At 61.6% G+C, this 18,639-nt stretch carries 17 protein-coding genes and 2 tRNA genes; 6 read left to right on the top strand and 13 right to left on the bottom strand.

Annotated elements, in window-relative coordinates:
• Window positions 1–219 precede the first annotated feature (219 nt).
• Window positions 220–495, bottom strand: a complete 276-nt coding sequence (locus tag RCH11_RS13915; protein WP_327057615.1) for a hypothetical protein — start codon at window positions 493–495, stop codon at window positions 220–222.
• 89 nt (window positions 496–584) lie between these two features.
• Here RCH11_RS13915 and RCH11_RS13910 point away from each other — a divergent pair, with 89 nt between their 5' ends.
• On the top strand, window positions 585–1,898 hold the full coding sequence (locus RCH11_RS13910) for an exonuclease domain-containing protein (protein ID WP_327057614.1): 1,314 nt from the start codon (window positions 585–587) through the stop codon (window positions 1,896–1,898).
• Between the two features lie 40 nt (window positions 1,899–1,938).
• Here RCH11_RS13910 and RCH11_RS13905 read toward each other — a convergent pair whose 3' ends face one another.
• Complete coding sequence (locus RCH11_RS13905; RefSeq protein WP_327057613.1) at window positions 1,939–2,511, bottom strand: helicase associated domain-containing protein; 573 nt, start codon at window positions 2,509–2,511, stop codon at window positions 1,939–1,941.
• A 186-nt stretch (window positions 2,512–2,697) separates the two neighbouring features.
• Between RCH11_RS13905 and RCH11_RS13900 the strand changes: the two genes are divergently transcribed.
• Both RCH11_RS13900 and RCH11_RS13895 read left to right on the top strand, forming a co-directional pair.
• Entirely contained in the window at window positions 2,698–3,012 is a 315-nt protein-coding gene (locus tag RCH11_RS13900) for a hypothetical protein (RefSeq protein ID WP_327057612.1), read from the top strand.
• Complete coding sequence (locus RCH11_RS13895; protein WP_327057611.1) at window positions 3,012–3,920, top strand: hypothetical protein; 909 nt, start codon at window positions 3,012–3,014, stop codon at window positions 3,918–3,920. The genes RCH11_RS13900 and RCH11_RS13895 overlap by 1 nt, the downstream gene beginning before the upstream one ends.
• Here the strand turns inward: RCH11_RS13895 and RCH11_RS13890 are convergent.
• A complete protein-coding gene (locus RCH11_RS13890; protein ID WP_327057610.1) occupies window positions 3,904–4,263 on the bottom strand; it encodes a hypothetical protein in 360 nt (119 codons plus the stop codon). The genes RCH11_RS13895 and RCH11_RS13890 overlap by 17 nt on opposite strands.
• Before the next feature lie 141 nt (window positions 4,264–4,404).
• Between RCH11_RS13890 and RCH11_RS13885 the strand changes: the two genes are divergently transcribed.
• Together RCH11_RS13885 and RCH11_RS13880 are read left to right on the top strand one after the other, a co-directional pair.
• On the top strand, window positions 4,405–5,325 hold the full coding sequence (locus RCH11_RS13885; RefSeq protein ID WP_327057609.1) for a hypothetical protein: 921 nt from the start codon (window positions 4,405–4,407) through the stop codon (window positions 5,323–5,325).
• Window positions 5,322–7,280, top strand: coding sequence for a hypothetical protein (locus RCH11_RS13880; RefSeq protein ID WP_327057608.1), 1,959 nt, complete (start codon window positions 5,322–5,324; stop codon window positions 7,278–7,280). The genes RCH11_RS13885 and RCH11_RS13880 overlap by 4 nt, the downstream gene beginning before the upstream one ends.
• 225 nt (window positions 7,281–7,505) lie before the next feature.
• Here the strand turns inward: RCH11_RS13880 and RCH11_RS13875 are convergent.
• A tRNA-Ser gene (locus RCH11_RS13875) sits at window positions 7,506–7,594 on the bottom strand.
• 160 nt (window positions 7,595–7,754) lie between these two features.
• Here RCH11_RS13875 and RCH11_RS13870 point away from each other — a divergent pair.
• Complete coding sequence (locus RCH11_RS13870; protein WP_327057607.1) at window positions 7,755–7,934, top strand: hypothetical protein; 180 nt, start codon at window positions 7,755–7,757, stop codon at window positions 7,932–7,934.
• Between the two features lie 4 nt (window positions 7,935–7,938).
• On the opposite strand, the gene RCH11_RS13865 is transcribed toward RCH11_RS13870, so the two are convergent.
• The 9 genes from RCH11_RS13865 to RCH11_RS13825 form a co-directional block, all read right to left on the bottom strand.
• On the bottom strand, window positions 7,939–9,186 hold the full coding sequence (locus RCH11_RS13865) for an LCP family protein (RefSeq protein WP_327057606.1): 1,248 nt from the start codon (window positions 9,184–9,186) through the stop codon (window positions 7,939–7,941).
• 192 nt (window positions 9,187–9,378) lie between these two features.
• A complete protein-coding gene (locus RCH11_RS13860; RefSeq protein WP_327057605.1) occupies window positions 9,379–9,912 on the bottom strand; it encodes a DUF6611 family protein in 534 nt (177 codons plus the stop codon).
• Window positions 9,913–10,107: 195 nt separating this feature from the next.
• Window positions 10,108–10,806 (bottom strand): response regulator transcription factor, encoded by a 699-nt coding sequence (locus RCH11_RS13855; RefSeq protein ID WP_327057604.1) that lies wholly within the window; start codon window positions 10,804–10,806, stop codon window positions 10,108–10,110.
• The gene (locus tag RCH11_RS13850) at window positions 10,803–13,292 is read right to left on the bottom strand and encodes an ATP-binding protein (RefSeq protein WP_327057603.1); all 2,490 of its coding nucleotides are present in this window, start codon (window positions 13,290–13,292) and stop codon (window positions 10,803–10,805) included. Before RCH11_RS13850 ends, RCH11_RS13855 begins: the two co-directional genes overlap by 4 nt.
• Window positions 13,293–13,297: 5 nt before the next feature.
• Window positions 13,298–13,906, bottom strand: a complete 609-nt coding sequence (gene kdpC, locus RCH11_RS13845) for a potassium-transporting ATPase subunit KdpC (RefSeq protein WP_327057602.1) — start codon at window positions 13,904–13,906, stop codon at window positions 13,298–13,300.
• Window positions 13,907–13,937: 31 nt separating this feature from the next.
• Window positions 13,938–16,100, bottom strand: coding sequence for a potassium-transporting ATPase subunit KdpB (gene kdpB / locus RCH11_RS13840; RefSeq protein ID WP_327057601.1), 2,163 nt, complete (start codon window positions 16,098–16,100; stop codon window positions 13,938–13,940).
• Window positions 16,101–16,102: 2 nt separating this feature from the next.
• Window positions 16,103–17,776, bottom strand: coding sequence for a potassium-transporting ATPase subunit KdpA (gene kdpA / locus RCH11_RS13835; protein ID WP_327057600.1), 1,674 nt, complete (start codon window positions 17,774–17,776; stop codon window positions 16,103–16,105).
• Window positions 17,776–17,865 (bottom strand): potassium-transporting ATPase subunit F, encoded by a 90-nt coding sequence (locus tag RCH11_RS13830; RefSeq protein WP_327057599.1) that lies wholly within the window; start codon window positions 17,863–17,865, stop codon window positions 17,776–17,778. The genes kdpA and RCH11_RS13830 overlap by 1 nt, the downstream gene beginning before the upstream one ends.
• 539 nt (window positions 17,866–18,404) lie before the next feature.
• A tRNA-Ser gene (locus tag RCH11_RS13825) sits at window positions 18,405–18,492 on the bottom strand.
• Window positions 18,493–18,639 lie beyond the last annotated feature (147 nt).

Raw genomic sequence — 18,639 nt, 5'->3', positions numbered from 1 at the left:
CAAGGCCGGGCCCATCGTCACGCCCACCCACGACAGCATCCGAAAGAAATCGAAAAGACACCCTCAACAAACCGAAACGGTGGATTCAGGCTAAGGCTCGAGGTCGCCTGTCGCCGCTTCAGTTATCACCGGCTATCCCCAACCTCGTAGACGTCGCATGTAGTTGCCATCGAGGCTTCCCCAGCGCATTCAGGACAGCGGCCCCGACCCTAGGGATCACTAGTCGCGCGGCGTAACGGTCTTCCTGCTGACGTTTAGACCACGGGCCCGGTATGCCGCGGCAATGCGCTCGACGACCTCGTCGAAGTCCCGAGCCCTCACTGTTACTAATGAGTCCCGAATGTTCGACTTCATTGATGCGCCGTCGATGGACGGCAACACTACGTCCTGCAACTCGTCTATATCTTCGCTATCGCTGCTTTGCGGCGAAAACTTCAAATCGACCTCCCGGTGCGCTCGGTCGCTCACGATCTCAACTTCAGTGGCATTGGTCATAGGACCATCCTGCTCCCAGCAATAGGCAGGTCAGGACCACTCCTCCTCCCGAGTCCGCCGCGAGGGGGATGCAACGGTACTATCCGCGTATGCACAACATCCTGGGTCGGCTGCGTGGACGCGACCGGGCAGTGGAGGGAAGTTCGAGTACTTCTGCGTCCGGCGGCTTCGCGGTCATTGACTTTGAGACCACCGGCCTTTTCCCTGGAGGCCGAGATCGCGTCATCGAGGTCGCCGTCATTCATGTCGACGTGAACGGCGTCATCGAAGGTGAATGGGACACTCTGGTGAACCCGCATCGCGATCTCGGCAAGCAGTCCATCCACCGCGTCAAAGCGAGTGACATCCTCGACGCCCCGACCTTCGGACAAGTTGCGCCGCAACTCGTCGAACGGCTCTCCGGCCGGGTACTCGTCGCGCATAATGCCCGCTTTGACATTGGATTTCTGGACGAGGAATTCACCCGGATCGGCTATGGACCTGGCGTCCCGCTAGCGGTTCTCTGCACGATGCTGCTCGCCGCCGACATCATCCCGGGCGCCGGCAGATCATTAGCTGACTGCTGCGATCATTTCGACATCAACATCAACGGCGCACACCGAGCAGCCGCTGATGCGTACGCGACCGCTCTTCTGCTCGGCGAGTACATCCGAGCGACACCGAACGAGCAGCTTTGGGCGGATTCAATCGCGAGCGCCCGCGCAGCGTGGAGACCCATTGCTGGCGAATGGGTGCAGTGGAAGCCGCGGCCCGCTGACGACCATCTCGAGCCGCACTTCATCGAACGTATTGCCGTCCGCCTTCCCGAGCATGCGGGGTCTGAGGCCGAGCAGAGCTATTTGGCGTTACTCGATCGGGCCCTGATCGATCATCACATTTCCGCTCATGAAGCCGACGACCTCGTGAAACTGGCCGATGAGCTCGAACTCGGACGTGCGGCCTGCGAACAGCTTCATCTGGATTACTATCAAGCCCTGGCGACCATTGCCTGGTCTGACCGAGTGCTCACAGACATGGAACGATCCGACCTTGCCACGGTCTCGAAGCTCCTCCTCATCCCTGATGATGCTGTCCAAAAATCGCTGGAACCGCCGGCCGCTTGGCATGTCAATCCAGCGGCGTTGCTGGAGGTCTCCACTGTCGAGCTCGCGGAGTTCAAACTCCATGCGGGCGATCTCGTCGTTCTCACCGGGGAAATGATCCGTCAGCGAGACGACTGGGCAGAGGAACTCGAGTCCCTCGGTCTAGTTTGGATCAACTACGTCAACAAGAAGGTACGAGTCCTCGCCGCAGCGGATCCGGATTCACTTTCCGGCAAAGCCGCTAAAGCGCGCGACTATGGGATCTCCATTGTCAGCGAAGAAGGCCTCATGCGGCTAGTTGCAGAGCTACAAGCCAAGTGAACGATTAGGGGAACTCGAGCTACGAGGAGAGTCTCCGAGACTAGAGAACCGCGGCCTCGACTGCAGTGACTTGCTCCTCGGATAGGGCTCCGCGTCGATAAGCGGCGCGCTGCCGGTCTCCCCAGTTGGCTATTCTTCGTTCGACCGGGTCGTCGCTGCGACGTCGAGGCTGCACGCCGCGGCTGATCACGAAGGTTCGGTAGGCCTCCAACTGCGTCCCCCACGTATCGATCCTGGAAGTCTCGATGTAACCGTCGATTCCCTCGAGTCGACGTCGCTGATAAGTGCACCGGTAACCCATCGTTGTAGCGCGGAGCTCGGTGTTCACGAAAACGAGCAGCCGGCGGTACTCGGGCATGAATGACTCGGACTTCCGCCTGTTATCTCGAGGAAAACCGTTCGCCTTCGTGTAGTCCTCCAACGCGTGCAGATTGCGCGTCCACTTCGAGACGAGTGACTTGTCGTTCGGGTCGCGGGCGCCCCCGATGTAGGCGAGTTCCGCGTAGAAGTATGTGACGCTTGCCGACTCGTCGAGGTTGCGCATGCGAGCAGGACGTTTTGCGAGGTCAACGTAATCGTCGAGCAGTTTCTGGTATTCGGTCGATCCGTCCATGAGGCCTTCCCGGCCCACCCAGTGCGGGCGGGTCCAGGTGACTCATGCGCGGCAGTTGCCCGGCTCATCGATCGGGTGTGCGCGTGCGCGGGAACGGCGCTACTGCGTTGCTGGAAATGTCGTGGTACGGGCCGCTCCCGCGCGCATGATTATCCCGGCGCGTGTCGCCAATTTGAAGGACGAGATATGAGCACCGGAATTCGTGACGATTGCTTTCCGGTCGCGCCCGAGGGAATCTCTCGCTACTTCTCGGAGGCGCCGGTTACCAACCCGTGTTTCCGGTTTGGACGGCTCGTCCGTGATCACGAACGCCGACAAACCAGGCAGGAGAGGCTCGGCGCTCACGGGACGACGACTGTTGGATCGGCTTGGTACCAAACGGTCGCTAACGAGAGCGATCTCATCAGGGTCGATGACACCGGACGGGTGCTCTGGTGCGGCTTGGCGGCCGAGCTCAAGTCCTTCCGTTTGCTCGCCGGCATCGAAGCGGTGAACGGCTGATGAGCGAGCAAGTCGTTCCCACCTTCTTCCCCCGGGTCGCCGGCCCGTACTGGTCAACGATCGGGGAGTTCGTGACGGATGCCGTCCGCGAAGCCGCAGCCGAGAGTGTTTACAACGAACGGGATCTGTTCGCCGCAGTCACTCCTCTCGTTCTCTGGGCATGGCAATCGCAAGGATGGCCGCTGGAGCGAGACGTTATTTTCACTGTCGAAGCAATCGAGTCGTTCGTCGGGATGGGCCTTCATCATTACCGCAGCAACGCTGGACGCAATACGCTGCGCTCCCGACTGCTGAGGGTCTCCGAAACCGTCCTGCCCGACGCCGAACCTCCTGAGTTACGACCGCTTGGCGGCAGCGACCCATCTCAGCCCTACTCCCCCAGCCAGGTCACCCTCCTCCGAGGGTGGGCAGTCAACCAGCAGACCGTGGGGCGCCGATCGAACGCGGAGGCGCTCCTTGCTCTCGGTCTCGGAGCGGGACTTGCGGGAAGGGAGATACTTGCCCTCACTGCGGCAGACATCGACGTCGACGATGCCGGGGTTGTGATCCGTGTGTCGGGCGATCGAGCACGGGATATTCCGGTCCTCGCCCGATGGGAGGATCAGTTGATCGACCACCTCGACCGGATCGCCGACGGGTACGTTTTCCGACAAAACCGCTCGAGCCTCAACCACAACCTCATCACCGATTTCGTCTCCCGCGATCCGGCGCGCCTGCCGCTGACCACCCGGCGCATGCACGCGACCTGGATCGTCAATCATCTCGAAGCCGGCACACCACTTGTCCCGCTCCTTCGCGCCGCCGGACTCAGCTCACCCGAAGCCCTCGACCGATTCCTCCGCTTCGTTCCGGTCACCCCGTCAACCGACCGTCTGGTATTGCGGAATGCGATCATCCCGGGGGGTTAGACGTCACCTCTGCCTCGATTCGTTTGGTCTGAGCGATCGCGGTGAGGGTTCGATTAGCGTTCGCAATGTCGGCAAGTTGCATGACGATGTACCCACCGAGAAGGCGAGTGAGTCGCCGGTAGTTCATACCGGACAGCCTCGCGTACTCCGTCAACGGGCAGCCCTGTACGGCGAGAGTCGTGCGAATCCGAAGAGCATGATCATGGTGCAGTCTCGCGGCCTGGCGCAGATCCAGCTCGCTCCCCACAACTTTCGCCGTGCCACTGAACGAGACTGCAGCATCACGACCGAAACCTGCCGCCGGGCGGCAATAGTCCCGTGGCCTGTAGCTAGGATCCGTCACAGGTTCGAAGCTTACTGGCCGGTAAGACAAAAAAGGTCTTATCTCGCCCTAGCGGTGTGCCAGTGCCGCATGTCCCTATTACGTGACCAACCCCTACGAATCAACAACTACCCTCACCCCTCTCACCGCAGGAGGCGCCCGTTGAGCGCGCCCATCCTCGCCGTGCAGCGACGCATCGACAACTACCGCCTCCCAGAAGCTGGCGAGTCCTGGCCCTCCATCGCCCAATTTGTTCGCGACACCGTTACCTCACTTGACCTGCGAACCGTTGGTGTGACCAGCCACTACCTCTGCACTGCGGCGAGGTTCACTTTCTGGGCCTGGCAAAGCCACGGCGTCGCCCTCGACGCTGAGGAGGTCTTCCGCCTCGATCTCGTCGCCATGTTCAACGAACAGAAGATGCGCAACCACAGCGACACGTACCGTGCCGGCACCGCGCAACGGTTGTCCCGCCTCGTCGCTCACACCTCCGGTGTCGACCCAATCCGACAGAAGCGAACATCGCACATCGCACCGACCTACACAGAAACCCAGCTGATGCACCACCGCGGCAGCGCTCTGGCCCATACGACCGAGTCTCGTCGCGCCAACGCACATCTGGTTCTCGGACTGGGCGCCGGCGCCGGGCTTCGACCAGAGGAGGTCGCACTCCTGCGGGTCGGAGACGTCCGGGTCCACGAATCCCACGCCACCGTCACCGTGAGCGGCAAGCACCCGCGCGTGATCCCCGTCAGAAATCGATGGGTCCCCTCGCTCATCACCGGTCTCGGCGACCGGACGGCGGACGAATGGGCATTCACCGGATATCGCCTGCCTGAATACCCCGCACGCGTGATCCACCAGTTCGGTATCGACACCCCCACCATCCCGACCCCGTCAGTCACACGACTGCGCGCCACCTGGATCGTCGGACTCCTCAACCAAGGTCTTCCCCTCGACCTCATCCTCAACCTGTCCGGCCTCGCAACCGTTGTCTCACTCGACAGCTTTGTTCGTGCCATGCAGCCTCACCCAATCGACCAGCACCTGGCCGCTATCACCGGGCCGGAGCTTTCCCGATGAGTGGAATCAGCAACGGAGGAGCAAGCAACTACACCAGCGACAGCGCAGCGGACGTTGACTGGGATCCCTACGGAGAAATCCAAGACGACATCGCCGACGAGTTCCTCGGACTCACCGGAGAAGAGCTTCGCTCCGGCGGCAACGACGAACCCGCAATCACTTTGGCGCAGGTCCGAGTAGCCGACCAACGCGTAAGCGCAACAGGTGTTCTGGGTTTACTGCCCGCATGGCGGCTGGAAGACGGCGGCCCCAAAGGCCCAGGCGGCCAACCCGCCCGCATCGACGACCGCCTGACGCTGATTGCGCTCCTCCTTCTCGCCACAGAGAAGCGGCCAATGTGGATGACCAACGTCACCAACATCTTCGCGTACCGCCTCGGTCCCGACGCACGAGAGTACCTCGGACTCACCCGCGACGGGATCGACTACCTCGACGAAGCTGCCATGCACAACCTCTACAACGCCTGCCGCAACGCCTTCCAGCGCCTACTCGAACCAATGGACCCTTACGTCCAACCTCGCTTTCTGCAAGGGTTTGATCAACGCCGCTGCCTGCTCGAAGAACACGACAAGAACCGGGCCCGCCGCTGCAAAGCTCGCCTCGACTGGTTCTCAAACGCCTTTCTTCAGATGTCATTCATGATGCAAAGCCGCGAAATCCGACGAGCCGACCGCAAAGTCAACATCTCCTTCGACCAAACCTTCATCGCCCCGGTGAGCGTCAACTCCTTCACGAAAGCCCGAGACGAAGAAACCCTTCAACTCGCCACAGAACTCGACCTCCTCGAGCGCCCCACAACTCGTGACGAACGCAAGTCCCGCAACAAAAAACTCAAAGACCGACTGGTGGGCGAGGTCTTCGCCGGCCTCTACATCATGCGCCCGGACAAACGGGATGAAGCTCCTGGCGCCAAGTCGGGAGAGATGAAATGGGGATGGGCCGCCAACGTCGCAATCCGCGTAACAAACAATTCGAATGAGAAGACCCCCTTCCCGCTGCTGATCATGGCCCTCACCTTCAGCCTTCCCGGGCGCGACGTATCCGCCGAAGCCGTCTCGCTCATGAAGTCCATCGTGGGGCGCGGACATGAACCCGGATACGCTGCCGCCGACAACGACTACTGGGCCCACGCCGACATCGAAAAGTTGCACCTGCAATCGATTGATACCGGCTTCAGACCCCTCACGCGCTATCGAGTCGACACACTCGGCCACAAAGGCGGCTACGCCGGAGCAAAGCAGGTCGAAGGCAATCACTACTGCCCAGGCATGCCAACAAACCTCATCAACGCAACCCTCGACTTCAACGCCGGCACGGAAACCGAAGAAACCTACAGGTTGAGGATCAGCCAGCGCAAACAGTACGCACTTCGCAACAAGGAGCGACCAGCAGCGGACAACAGCGTGAAGAAAATGTGTCCCGCATTCGGGCCCGGCGCGACGATCACGTGCATCTTCCGCGACGTGCACAACAAGTCGTCTAAGAAGGCAAAGGTCGCGGTGCAGCCAAAGTACAGGCCGTCCGAGAAGCTAGAGATCTGCTCCAAGACCTCAGTCAAGTTCCCGGCGCACGCCTACATCAAATTCGAGCAGGACAAAGACTACGGAACCGTCGAGCACGAGGAGCTGCTCACATCCGCACGCAACTCCGCCGAAGGAACCTTCGGTCAACTCAAAGACAACGGGTTCGAAGGACTCAGCTCGGCCTCCCGGCGAAAAGTCCGCGGCTATGCCGCCGCACAAGTCTTCGTCACACTCCTCCTCGTCGCGTTCAACATCCGAACAATCTCGTCGTTCATGAAAAAGCTCGCATGGGGCACCCCGAAGAAAAAACGAAACTTCAGCATCGCCTACCGCCCTTACGTCGACAAGCGAAGAATAGAGCGCGAGGAGCGTCGCAAGGTGTACTTGCAGTCGCTCGACGACCCCGGACCCAACTCACTCGACACGACGTAAACGTCGCGACACCTTCATCAGTCACCGATCACAGCACTCCCGGACAATTCAACGCGCCCAGATTCGCGCCACATTGTCCGCTGGAGTGCTTTTTAAGTTTCATCCCCCGAAATCGCTCATCCGCACCGCATCCATCTGGCCCAAACGTCAAAAAACGCCCTCCCAACCGGGAGGGCGTAAATTTTTGAGGTAGTACTTAGAGGAGTTCCTAGAGGAGCTCTTTTGCGGAGCCGGTGGGATTTGAACCCACGGAGGGCTTACGCCCTCTCCACCTTAGCAGGGTGGTGCACTAGGCCGAACTATGCGACAGCTCCAAGTTGTCGTCTGTAATCATAGCGGCACTCATCGCGAGCGCCCATTCACCCCCCCTGTATTGGGGAAGGCCCCACCCCCGGACTGGGGAGCCGAATTGCTCGAACGGTGCCTGACTGCCGATTTAGAGTGAAGTCCAGCACATCGGCCAGGGTCACTAGATTGCGAGCATCCCCTGTCACTGTCGAACCGCGCTCCGAGCTTCCGAGGGGGATCATCCTGTTTCCCTCATCTATCGCCGCAGCCGGCCCGGCCATCGGCTTCCTGATCGTCACTCTCGGCGTCGTGCTGCTCATAGTCGCCGTGCTCTTCTTGCTGTACATCAATCGCGGTCCGAAATAGTCGGCTACCTGTTCACTTTGGAGCAGGTGTAGTCGGCCGCAGTCTGCCCGAGCACTCCGGTGACCGCACCGGCAGGCGGAGTGGTTGCGGCAGCTGCTGAGCCGGACGGCGCCGGAGCAGCGGATGCCGAGGGCGCGGGTGATACCGGCGCGGTCGGGTTGGCTACGGAGCCGCGCCCTGTGCCGGAGTCGAGAGTGAACGGCTCATCTGCCTTGATTTTTGCGAAGAGCGCGTTCGCAACGCTTGTGAGGGGTGCCACCTTGCCCGCGTACACTCCGCCGGCCCCCGTTGTGCCCGGGTATTGCACAAAACTGATGCGGTTCAGGGGAATACCCTTCAGCACGAGCGCGAGAGACGCCATCGTGTTGATGTTCTTCAGGCTGTTGGAGAGGGTCATGTTCTGGCTCGCCGCGGTGGCGATCCCGTAGAGCTTCGTGAAGTTGGTGAGAGTGTCATTGCTTTTCACCGTGCGCACGAGCGAAGAGAGGAATACCTGTTGCGAACTAATGCGGCCGAGGTCGCTGCCATCGCCGACACCGTGTCGACTGCGAAGGAAGGCAAGAGCATCCGCTCCCGCCAGAGTGTAAGTGCCGGCCGCCGGGAGGTCGATGCCGCTGTACCTATCGACCAAGGGGCCGTTAATGCACACCGGAACCCCGCCGACAGCGGTCGACATCTGGATGACGCCCTGGAAGGTGATGAGCGCCGCGAACGGTATCTTGAGCCCGGTGAGAGCCTCAACCGTGAGCACGGTGCAGGCGAGCCCACCGTAGGCGAGCGTGTTGTTGATGGGCTGGGCCGACATCGCGTTGTAGTTGCCTTTGCCGTCCTCCTTGGGGCAGGCGGGGATCGGCACGACCATGTCGCGCGGGATGCTCACTGCCACCGCGTTGGACTGGTCTTTCGATACGTGCACGAGCATCGTAACGTCGTTGAGAACTCCGTCGTCCTTACCGAACTGGGCCCCCTGGTTGGCACGCGTGTCGCTACCGACGATGAGCACGTTGAAGCCACCCTCAAACGATCCGAGGCCGGGAGGTGGACCCTGTTTTTCGCCGGGCAGGGCGACGGTCTTGATGTTGTTAGTGATCTGGCTGACTGCGATTCCCGCGATGGATACCCCGCTCACGAGTGCAACGGCGAGCGCTGCCGCCACGAATTTGAGGACGGTGGTGACGGGGGAAGATGCACGCAGTTGGCCGTGCCGAGCGATACCAGCGATCGAGCGAGAACGAGGACGCAGGTCACTCATTGCAAATCCTTTCGGCAGGCGGGTCGGGCGAAGCGAGCCGGAAGGAGTTTACACGGGCGCGATTTGCGCGCGATCTGACGGGCGGGCGGCACCTGTCGTCGCGGGGCTCGTCAGCGCGCCAGGCCAACTCGAGGACTGGCCAATTCCTCTCTCCAGTTCGTCGCTCAACGCCGCGCCTCGGGTCTTCAATGCCTAGAGGATGGATGCCCACTCCCGCTCGTACTGCGCAGGCGTCAGGTCCTCATCCCGAGCGCGGATGTCGAGCGATTCAAACGCCGAGCGTGCCATGCTCATGCTCTGGACGTTGCCGTAGGAGGATGCTCCTCCACTGACCGCAACCGTAATGACGACCAATCTCACGGACTCTCTCCGCACCCGATGTGTTGCTCTGGCGCTCAGCAGGATGCCGACACCGTAGAGCGCGAAAGCCACCAGGAACGCCGCGAATGCGGGCAGCACAAGACCGAATCCGATCATTGCGAAAAGCGCCACGACCGCGCCGACTACAGGCCAGTTGCGATGGAGGACCACCGCGCGACACTCCGCCGCGGTCGTACCGGGAGGAAATACCGTCAAACGCTCGCGCATCCATAATCCCCGGCCTAGCGGGGCTACCTCGAAGTAGCCCCACGCATTCTCACCCTCGAGCTTTCGCTTAAACGGCTCGGGAAGGCGATCGAACAATCGCACGGCTGGCTCAGTTGAGACGACATCTGCATGTTTCACAACCTTGGTCTACTCCGAATGTCGTGGCCAACGGAGCTTGCTTACGAAATCCACACGGCCACGACGCGGACCCTAACGACTTGCTCGCACACTGCGGTGACAACTGGTCACCGGCCGCGAGATCCGCGGGGTGCTCACGGGTTTCCCCCGGGAGACGCACCGGTCCCTGGGCTTTTTGCAGAGCCAGCGAGTGAATTAGTCGGATGGTTCGTCCGGAACAAACCGATATCCCATGCCGAGCACGGTCACGAAGTATCGCGGGCGAGACGGCACCGGCTCGAGTTTCTTGCGAAGTTGCGCGAAATACAATCTCAGATATCCGGTGTCTCTGGTGTGGTGCGGCCCCCATACCTGGGTGAGGATGCTTTCCCGCGTGATGAGCTTTTCCGGGTTCTGCACCAGCAGCTCGAGGATGCGCCACTCCGTCGGAGTGAGCCGGATCGACTCGGGATGCTTAGCGTCGCCTCGGGTGACCTGCTTGGCCGAGAAGTCCACCCTGACATCGCCGAAGATCGTGACAGGCTCGTCGTCGCCCGCCGGCACACGCCGGGTGAGCGCCCTGACCCTCGCGAGCAGCTCCTCTGCGGAAAACGGCTTAGTCACATAGTCGTCGGCTCCGGCGTCAAGGGCGGCGACTTTGTCGGCCGCATCCGTCCGTCCCGACACGACCAGTATGGGAACCTGAGTCCATCCGCGCAGGCCCTCGATGACCTCTATCCCGTTCAACGCGGGCATGCCGAGATCGAGCATCACGAGGTCGGGATGATGGCTGATTGCCTGGTTTAGTGCCTCCACGCCGTTGCTGGCTGTCACGATGTCATACCCGCGCGCGCCGAGCGTCACTCTGAGGGCACGGATTATTTGTGGGTCGTCATCAGCGATGAGGATTTTCATGTCAAGACCCTGTCTTTAATCACGGGCAGAGAAATGACCATCGTCAGCCCCCCACCGGGGGTGTCGTCCGCCTGCAGCGTTCCCCCCATCCCCTCCACGAATCCCTTCGATAGCGCCAGGCCAAGGCCGAGCCCTGTGGAATTGTCGGTGTCACCCAGCCGCTGGAACGGCACGAAGATATCTTCGCGTCTGTCTTGCGGCACACCGGGCCCGGTGTCGGTCACCCGCACTTCCACCGAACCTGCGAAGGTACTGGCCGAAATTCGAACCGGCTCGCCCGGCTCTGAATATCTGCGAGCATTCTCCAGCAGGTTAACCAGCACGCGCTGTAGTAGCCCGTGGTCCGCGAGCACTTCGGGCAGATCCTCCGCTATCCCCAACTCCACATCCGCGGGGCCAAGACCGAGTTCGTCGATGGCTTCCAGAATCACATCCTCGACGAGGAGGGGTGCAGTTGTCACCGCCAGAGCACCAGCCTGAACCCTGCTGACGTCGAGAAGATTGGTCACCAGGTCGGCGAGGGTCTCCAAACTCTCCTGGGCGGTTGCGAGCAACTCATCGCGATCAGACACCGACCACGTGACATCGGTGCTCCTCAGGCCGGTGACTGCTGCAGTAGCTGCGGTGAGGGGTCTTCGCAGGTCGTGCCCCACCGCGGCGAGCAGGGCGCTGCGCATGCGGTCGGCTTGGGCAAGGGGCTCTATTTCGCCAGCGGTCTTCACCAGTGCGTTGTGTTCGAGCGCTGCATCAATTTGAGCAGCGATTACAGAAAGGAGCCGTCGCTCGGATGCGGGCAAATTAGGGCCGCGCAATTCCAGGGTGCCGCGCTCTCCCACCGGAAGCACGGTGAGGCGATCGTCGTCCTTGACTATTCCTGACTCGAAGAGAACGTCGTCCGCTCCGACGACTCGAACACTGTTTAATTTGAAGGATTCTCTTGTGCGGGTAATGAGTGCCTCGAGGGCATCCTGGCCACGGAGCACGCTGCCTGCGATCGTTGCAAGCAATTCCGATTCGGCGGCTGCCCGCACCGCGACCCGGGATCGTCGGGCCGCTTGGTCTACGACATAACTGACGAGCACGGCGTTCAGGATGTACAGCGCCAGTGCGAGGATGTGGGCCGGCTTCGCAATTGTCACCGTATAGACAGGCTCAACGAAGAAAAAATCGAGGGTTAGCCCGGAGAGTAATGCTGCGAACAGGGCGGGCCAAATACCGCCGATCAACGCAACCACCACCACCAGCAACTGGAAAGCGAGAACGTCGCTCGTGATCGTGTCGTTCGTGCGGAATGACACCAACAGCCAGGTGATGAGTGGACCGGCGGCCAGCGCCACGATGAACCCGATGATCCGCCGTCTGAGAGTGAGGGCGCCGGAAATTCGGGGAAGGGCAAATCTGCCGCCCGCGGCGGCATGGGTGACGATGTGCACATCGATGGGGCCAGACTCCCGCACAACCGTCGCACCGATGCCCGGCCCGGTCAGCGCTGCGACAAGGCGGCTGCGGCGGCTGACCCCGATGACGAGCTGGGTGGCGTTCGATGCCTTCGCGAACTCGACGAGTGACCGTGGGATGTCGTTGCCGATGACCTGATGGTAGGTGCCACCGAGTTTTTCGGCCAGCGCACGCTGCGCGGAGAGGGCACCGGGGTGGGTGTCGGCAAGACCGTCCTGGCTCGTGACGTGCACGGCGATGAGATCTCCCCCTGTCGAACGGGCCGCGATGCGCGCTCCGCGTTTGATCAGGGTCTCCCCTTCCGGGCCGCCGGTGAGCGCTACCACCACACGCTCTCGCGCCTCCCACTTGCTATCGATACCGTGCTCGTTGCGATAGCTCTTGAGGGCACTATCGACCTCATCGGCCAACCAGAGGAGTGTCAACTCTCGCAGCGCGGTGAGATTACCGAGTCGGAAATAGTTGGAGAGGGCCGCATCAATGCGCACGGCCGGATAAACGTTGCCCTCGGCGAGTCTGTCGCGAAGCGCCTGGGGGGCGAGGTCCACTACTTCGATCTGATCCGCAGCACGCAGTATCGTGTCGGGCACGGTTTCTCGCTGCGGCGCCCCCGTGATCTGCTCGACGACGTCGCTCAACGATTCGATGTGTTGAACATTGACGGTGGACATGACGTTGATACCCGCGTCAAGAAGGGCTTCCACATCCTGCCAGCGCTTGTCATTCTGCGAGCCAGGGGCATTCGTGTGTGCCAACTCATCCACCAGGGCCACATCGGGTCGCCTAGCGATCACCGCGTCCAGATCCATCTCGGCGAGAGAGATACCGCGATGCTCGGTCTCTTTACGCGGAATGATCTCTAGATCCTTGAGCACCGCAGCGGTCGCTTTGCGCTCGTGGGTTTCCACCACGGCGACGACCACGTCACGTCCCTCGTCGCGAAGACGTGCTCCTTCTTCCAGCATCGTGTAGGTCTTACCGACGCCGGGAGCGGCGCCGAGCAGCACTCGGAGCCGCCCTCTCTTCATGGGTATCAGCCCTTCATCTTCGCGAGGGCCACATTCAGCTCGAGCACATTGACTCTCGACTGGCCGAGGTATCCGAGGTCAGGTGCCTGGATCTGATCCTCGACGAGCTTCGTAACCGACGCGACGGACAGGGTGCGCACCCGGGCGATTCGTTCCACCTGCAGCAGGGCGTATTCCGGAGAAATGTGCGGGTCGAGCCCCGAGCTGGATGCCGTGAGCGCGTCGGCGGGAATGCTCGAGCTCGTTACGCCGTCGAGCTGCGCAATGGCCGCCTTCCGTTCTTTCACGGCCGTGATGAGGTCGGAATTTTCGGGGCCGTAGTTACTCCCGCTCGAAGCCGAGGCGTCGTATCCGCTCCCTGCCGCTGATGGGCGGGACTGGAACCATTGCGGCAACGCCTTGCCCTTCTTGTCGGTGAACCCCTGGCCGATGAGCGCCGAGCCGACTGTGGCATCCCCGACCGTGATCACGGATCCGTTGGCTTGGTAGGGCAGGGCGAGTTGGCCGATGCCGGTGATAACGGCTGTGTAGCCGACACCGAGCACGACAGTGAATATCAACATCGCACGGATGGCCACCCAGTATTGGCGGACCGCCGTTCTTGGTGAACTCATGATTGTTATCTACTTTCCAGATCGGGGTGTGTCAGAAGCCGGGGATGAGGGTGACGAGCAGGTCGATCAGCTTGATGCCGATGAACGGCGCGACAATGCCACCGACGCCATAGACCAGCAGGTTACGGCTGAGGATGCGGGACGCGGATGTCGCCCGGTAGCTCACCCCTCGCAGCGCCAGGGGGATCAGGATCACGATGATGATCGCGTTGAAGATCACCGCGGACAGAATCGCCGAAGCCGGAGAATGCAGCTGCATGATGTTGAGCACTGCGAGCCCCGGGAATACTCCAGCAAACATGGCCGGGATGATCGCGAAGTACTTGGCCACATCGTTCGCGATCGAGAAGGTCGTCAGTGATCCGCGCGTGATCAGCAGCTGCTTGCCGATTCTCACGATGTCGATGAGTTTCGTCGGATCGGAGTCGAGGTCGACCATGTTGCCCGCCTCTTTTGCGGCCGAGGTCCCCGTATTCATTGCCACGCCGACATCCGCCTGCGCAAGCGCGGGAGCATCATTGGTACCGTCACCGGTCATCGCAACGAGGTTGCCACCCTCCTGCTCCCTGCGGATCAGGGCGAGCTTGTCTTCCGGTGTCGCCTCGGCAAGATAGTCGTCAACCCCTGCTTCAGCGGCTATCGCCTTGGCGGTGAGCGGGTTGTCGCCGGTGATCATCACCGTGCGAATTCCCATCAGGCGCAACTCCGCGAACCTTTCGGAAAGGCCAGCCTTGACGATGTCCTTCAGGTACACGACACCCAGAATTCGCGCCTCACCCGTCGCCGATTTCGTCGCAACGACCAGCGGTGTACCACCGGCATTGGCGATGCGGTCGACATGTTCTGCGAGCTCGGAAAGCTCACTGCCGGCCGCCCTCGTGGACTCTTCGACCCAGGCGATGACCGCGGAACCTGCACCCTTTCGAATCTGGGATCCGTCAGACAGGTCGAGGCCGCTCATTCTCGTCTGGGCCGTAAACGGCACAATCTCGCCCGCTGCCTTCGTGCCCGTGCTGAATCCGGTCGTTTCCGCAAGGTCGACGATCGACTTCCCCTCCGGGGTCGGGTCACTCAGCGAGGAGAGAGCGGCAGCAGTGATCAAGTCCGTGCGCTCAACACCGCTCAGTGCCGTGAACTCGGCTGCCTGGCGGTTGCCGTAGGTGATCGTCCCGGTCTTGTCGAGGAGCAGGGTCGTCACGTCTCCCGCGGCTTCCACCGCGCGGCCGGACATGGCGAGCACGTTGCGCTGAACGAGCCGGTCCATTCCGGCGATTCCGATTGCAGAGAGCAGGGCACCGATGGTGGTCGGGATGAGACAGACCAGCAGGGCGATGAGCACGGGAACGCTCACCTCGGAGCCGACATAGGCGGCCACCGGGTTCAGCGTCAGCGTCACGATGACAAAGACGATCGTCAAGCTCGCGAGCAGGATGTTCAGCGCGATCTCGTTCGGCGTTTTCTGACGCGATGCGCCCTCGACCAGCTTGATCATCCGGTCGACGAAGGTTTCGCCCGGCTTGCTGGTGATTCGCACAACGACCCGGTCGGAGAGGATGCGGGTGCCACCGGTTACCGCACTCCTGTCTCCGCCCGATTCGCGGATGACGGGAGCCGACTCTCCCGTGATGGCAGACTCGTCGACCGAGGCGATGCCCCAGATGATGTCACCGTCGCCGGGTACCAACTCACCGGCAACGATGACCACGACATCACCGAGGGTCAGGTCAGCCGATGAGACAGGCGAGGTAGCCGCCGCGTCAGCGCCGGCATCGTTTCGCTCGTCGTACGATACGACCCGATTGGCCATGGTGCTGGTGCGCGTCTGGCGAAGGCTTTCCGCCTGCGCCTTGCCGCGACCCTCCGCGACGGCCTCGGCCAGGTTGGCGAAGACGACGGTGAGCCACAGCCAGATGGCGATGCCCCAGGTGAATGAGGCGGGAACGAGCGCTCCGCCAGACTTCGAGGGACCACCGAGGAACGGCTCGGCGATCGCGATCAGGGTCGTGTACGCCGCACCAATCTCGACGATGAACATCACCGGGTTTCGCCACATTTGGCGCGGGTCGAGCTTGCGCAGGGCGCCAGGCAGGGCGGCCACGAGCTGGCGCGGCGTGAACGCGCTCGACTTGGTAACCTGCTCACCCGTATTGCCGTGTTTCCGCTCGGGAGCGGGAGTTTCAATGACAGTAGACATTTTTAGTGCAGCCCTTCAGCAAGCGGTCCTAGCGCCAATACGGGGAAGTAGGTGAGAGCCGTCACGAGAACAGACACTCCGATGAGCAGGCCAACGAACTGAGGCCTGTGGGTGGGCAGGGTTCCCGCGGTCGCCGGTATTTTGTCCTGTGCGGCGAGCGAGCCGGCAAGAGCCAGTACGAACACGATCGGCAGGAACCTGCCGAGGAGCATCGCGACGCCAAGTGCGGTGTTGAACCAGGGCGTGTTTGCGGTGAGTCCGGCGAAGGCGGAACCGTTGTTGTTCGCGGCGGACGTGAACGCGTACAACACTTCTGACAGTCCGTGCAGTCCGGGATTGAAGATGGAGGTCTTCAGTACATCCGCCCGTACCGCCGGTATCGCAAAGCTGAGCGCCGTGCCTGCCAAGGCAAGTGTCGGAGTGATCAGAATGTAGATGCTCGCGAGCTTGATCTCTCGCGGGCCGATCTTCTTTCCCAGGTATTCCGGGGTACGTCCGACCAGCAGGCCCGCGATGAAGACGGCGATGATCGCGAGGATCAGCATTCCGTAGAGACCCGATCCGCCCCCACCGGGCGCGACCTCACCCAGCATCATGTTGAACATGGCCATGAAGCCGCCGAGCGAAGTGAACGAATCGTGCATGGAGTTCACCGCTCCGGTGGATGTGAGAGTGGATGTCGACGCGAATAGCGTGGATCCCCAGATCCCGAACCGTTGCTCCTTGCCTTCCATCGCGCCGCCGGCAAGCCGGGTGGCTGCGCCGCCGGTGAGCGTCTCGAAGAGCGTCATGGCGGTGAGCGAGACGGCGAAGATCGAGGCCATCACCGCGAGGATCGCGGTGCCCTGGCGCTTGTCTCCGACCATCTGGCCGAAGGTGCGGGTGAGTGCGAACGGAATCGCGAGCATGAGGAAGATCTCGAACAGGTTCGTCCAGGCGGTGGGATTCTCAAATGGATGCGACGAATTCGCGTTGTAGAACCCACCGCCGTTGTTGCCAAGCATCTTGATCGCTTCTTGCGAAGCAACCGGGCCACCGGGAATCGACTGTGAACCGCCGGTGATGGTGGCGACGGAGTCGAACCCGTTGAAGTTCTGGATGACCCCGCCGGCGATCAGGATGATCGCGGCGATGAACGAGAGCGGCAACAGCAGTCGAAGCGACGAGCGGGTGAGGTCCACCCAGAAGTTACCGACGGTTCCGGACTTGCGATAGGCGAGTCCGCGGATCAGCGCGATCGCGACCGCGATACCGACAGCGACGGAGAGGAAGTTCTGCACGACCAGTCCGCCCAGCTGGACCGCGTATCCCATCGTCACGTCCGGCGAGTACGACTGCCAGTTGGTGTTGGCGACGAAGGACGCCGCCGTATTGAAGGAGAGCCCTTCGGGGATTGCCGGAAAGCCAAGCGAGTAGGGAAGCACGGCCTGGAGACGCTGCATCGCGTAGAGCAGCAGCACACCCACGAGCGAGAAGATCAGAACGCTGCGCAGGTAGAGACGCCAGGACTGCTCGGAATCCGAATCCACACCGATGACGCGGTAGAAACCGCGTTCGACCCTGAGGTCTTTCGATGTGGTGAACATTCTCGCCATGTAGTCGCCAAGAGGACGATAGACAAGCGCGAGAAGGACCACGAGAGTCAGGATCTGGAGGATCCCAAAGAGTACGACCATCAGAATCGCTCCGGTTTCACGAGGGCGAACACGAGGTAGACGAGCGATGCGACGGCAAGAATCGCCGCGACAAGGGTGAAAACGATCACAGCTTCTCTACCCCCCGGGCGACGACGCCGACCACCGCAAAAACGGCGATCGTGACGAGGACGTACACAATGTCGAGCACGGATAGCTCCATTCGATTTCGTTCGCAGAGCCCTGGATTGGGCCCAATGCCAGAGAGGCACAGCACATGAGTAGACACCCTCCCCTCACCCCGTATCGGTTTGCTCACGAAGTCCTTACGGCCAGGCGCGAAAACCTAACGAATACCTAACGTCGGCCCGGCGCCTGATATCCGCGGGCCTGACGGGAAGGAAGTGTCAGGATCTGGCGTGCTTACCCACAGATTCGCTGCGCCGCGGCATCAAGCCGTGCGACGAGCCGTGCTCGACCTTCCCCCCAGCGAGAGGTCGGCTCTTGGACATGCATCACACGAACGCCACGGCGCTTCGTGTGGCGTCCAGCAAGCCCGTCACGTTCGGCAAGGGAGACCTCCTCGCGGGGGAGACACGGCCAGCGCGATTCGCATCCAACGGGGCAGCGCGTTTTCGTCGGCGAATAGCGAGTGGCGCCACTGAAACGATGGCGGAGGGCGTGGGATTCGAACCCACGAGACATTTCTGCCCACCAGTTTTCAAGACTGGCTCCATCGGCCGCTCGGACAGCCCTCCAGAATACAAGCCGAGCTTAGCCGAAGCCCCCGAAGTCGAAACTCCGTCCCTCAAGCAATCGACTTGGTAGTTGTTGCGACTTTGGAAGCCCGCAAGTCACAACAACTACCAAGTCGATTGAGGGAAGCGGGATCTCGGCCGGGTCGA

The organism is Glaciihabitans sp. GrIS 2.15 (assembly GCF_035984695.1).
Lineage (GTDB): Bacteria > Actinomycetota > Actinomycetes > Actinomycetales > Microbacteriaceae > Lacisediminihabitans.
This window is presented reverse-complemented; position numbering and strand designations above follow the sequence as displayed.

Bases quoted from the DNA above. Each gene is read 5' to 3' on its own strand.
- RCH11_RS13915 (WP_327057615.1), bottom strand. From the start codon at position 495: ATGACCAATGCCACTGAAGTTGAGATCGTGAGCGACCGAGCGCACCGG.
- RCH11_RS13910 (WP_327057614.1), top strand. From the start codon at position 585: ATGCACAACATCCTGGGTCGGCTGCGTGGACGCGACCGGGCAGTGGAG.
- RCH11_RS13905 (WP_327057613.1), bottom strand. From the start codon at position 2,511: ATGGACGGATCGACCGAATACCAGAAACTGCTCGACGATTACGTTGAC.
- RCH11_RS13900 (WP_327057612.1), top strand. From the start codon at position 2,698: ATGAGCACCGGAATTCGTGACGATTGCTTTCCGGTCGCGCCCGAGGGA.
- RCH11_RS13895 (WP_327057611.1), top strand. From the start codon at position 3,012: ATGAGCGAGCAAGTCGTTCCCACCTTCTTCCCCCGGGTCGCCGGCCCG.
- RCH11_RS13880 (WP_327057608.1), top strand. From the start codon at position 5,322: ATGAGTGGAATCAGCAACGGAGGAGCAAGCAACTACACCAGCGACAGC.
- RCH11_RS13865 (WP_327057606.1), bottom strand. From the start codon at position 9,186: ATGAGTGACCTGCGTCCTCGTTCTCGCTCGATCGCTGGTATCGCTCGG.
- RCH11_RS13855 (WP_327057604.1), bottom strand. From the start codon at position 10,806: ATGAAAATCCTCATCGCTGATGACGACCCACAAATAATCCGTGCCCTC.
- RCH11_RS13850 (WP_327057603.1), bottom strand. From the start codon at position 13,292: ATGAAGAGAGGGCGGCTCCGAGTGCTGCTCGGCGCCGCTCCCGGCGTC.
- kdpC (WP_327057602.1), bottom strand. From the start codon at position 13,906: ATGAGTTCACCAAGAACGGCGGTCCGCCAATACTGGGTGGCCATCCGT.
- kdpB (WP_327057601.1), bottom strand. From the start codon at position 16,100: ATGTCTACTGTCATTGAAACTCCCGCTCCCGAGCGGAAACACGGCAAT.
- kdpA (WP_327057600.1), bottom strand. From the start codon at position 17,776: ATGGTCGTACTCTTTGGGATCCTCCAGATCCTGACTCTCGTGGTCCTT.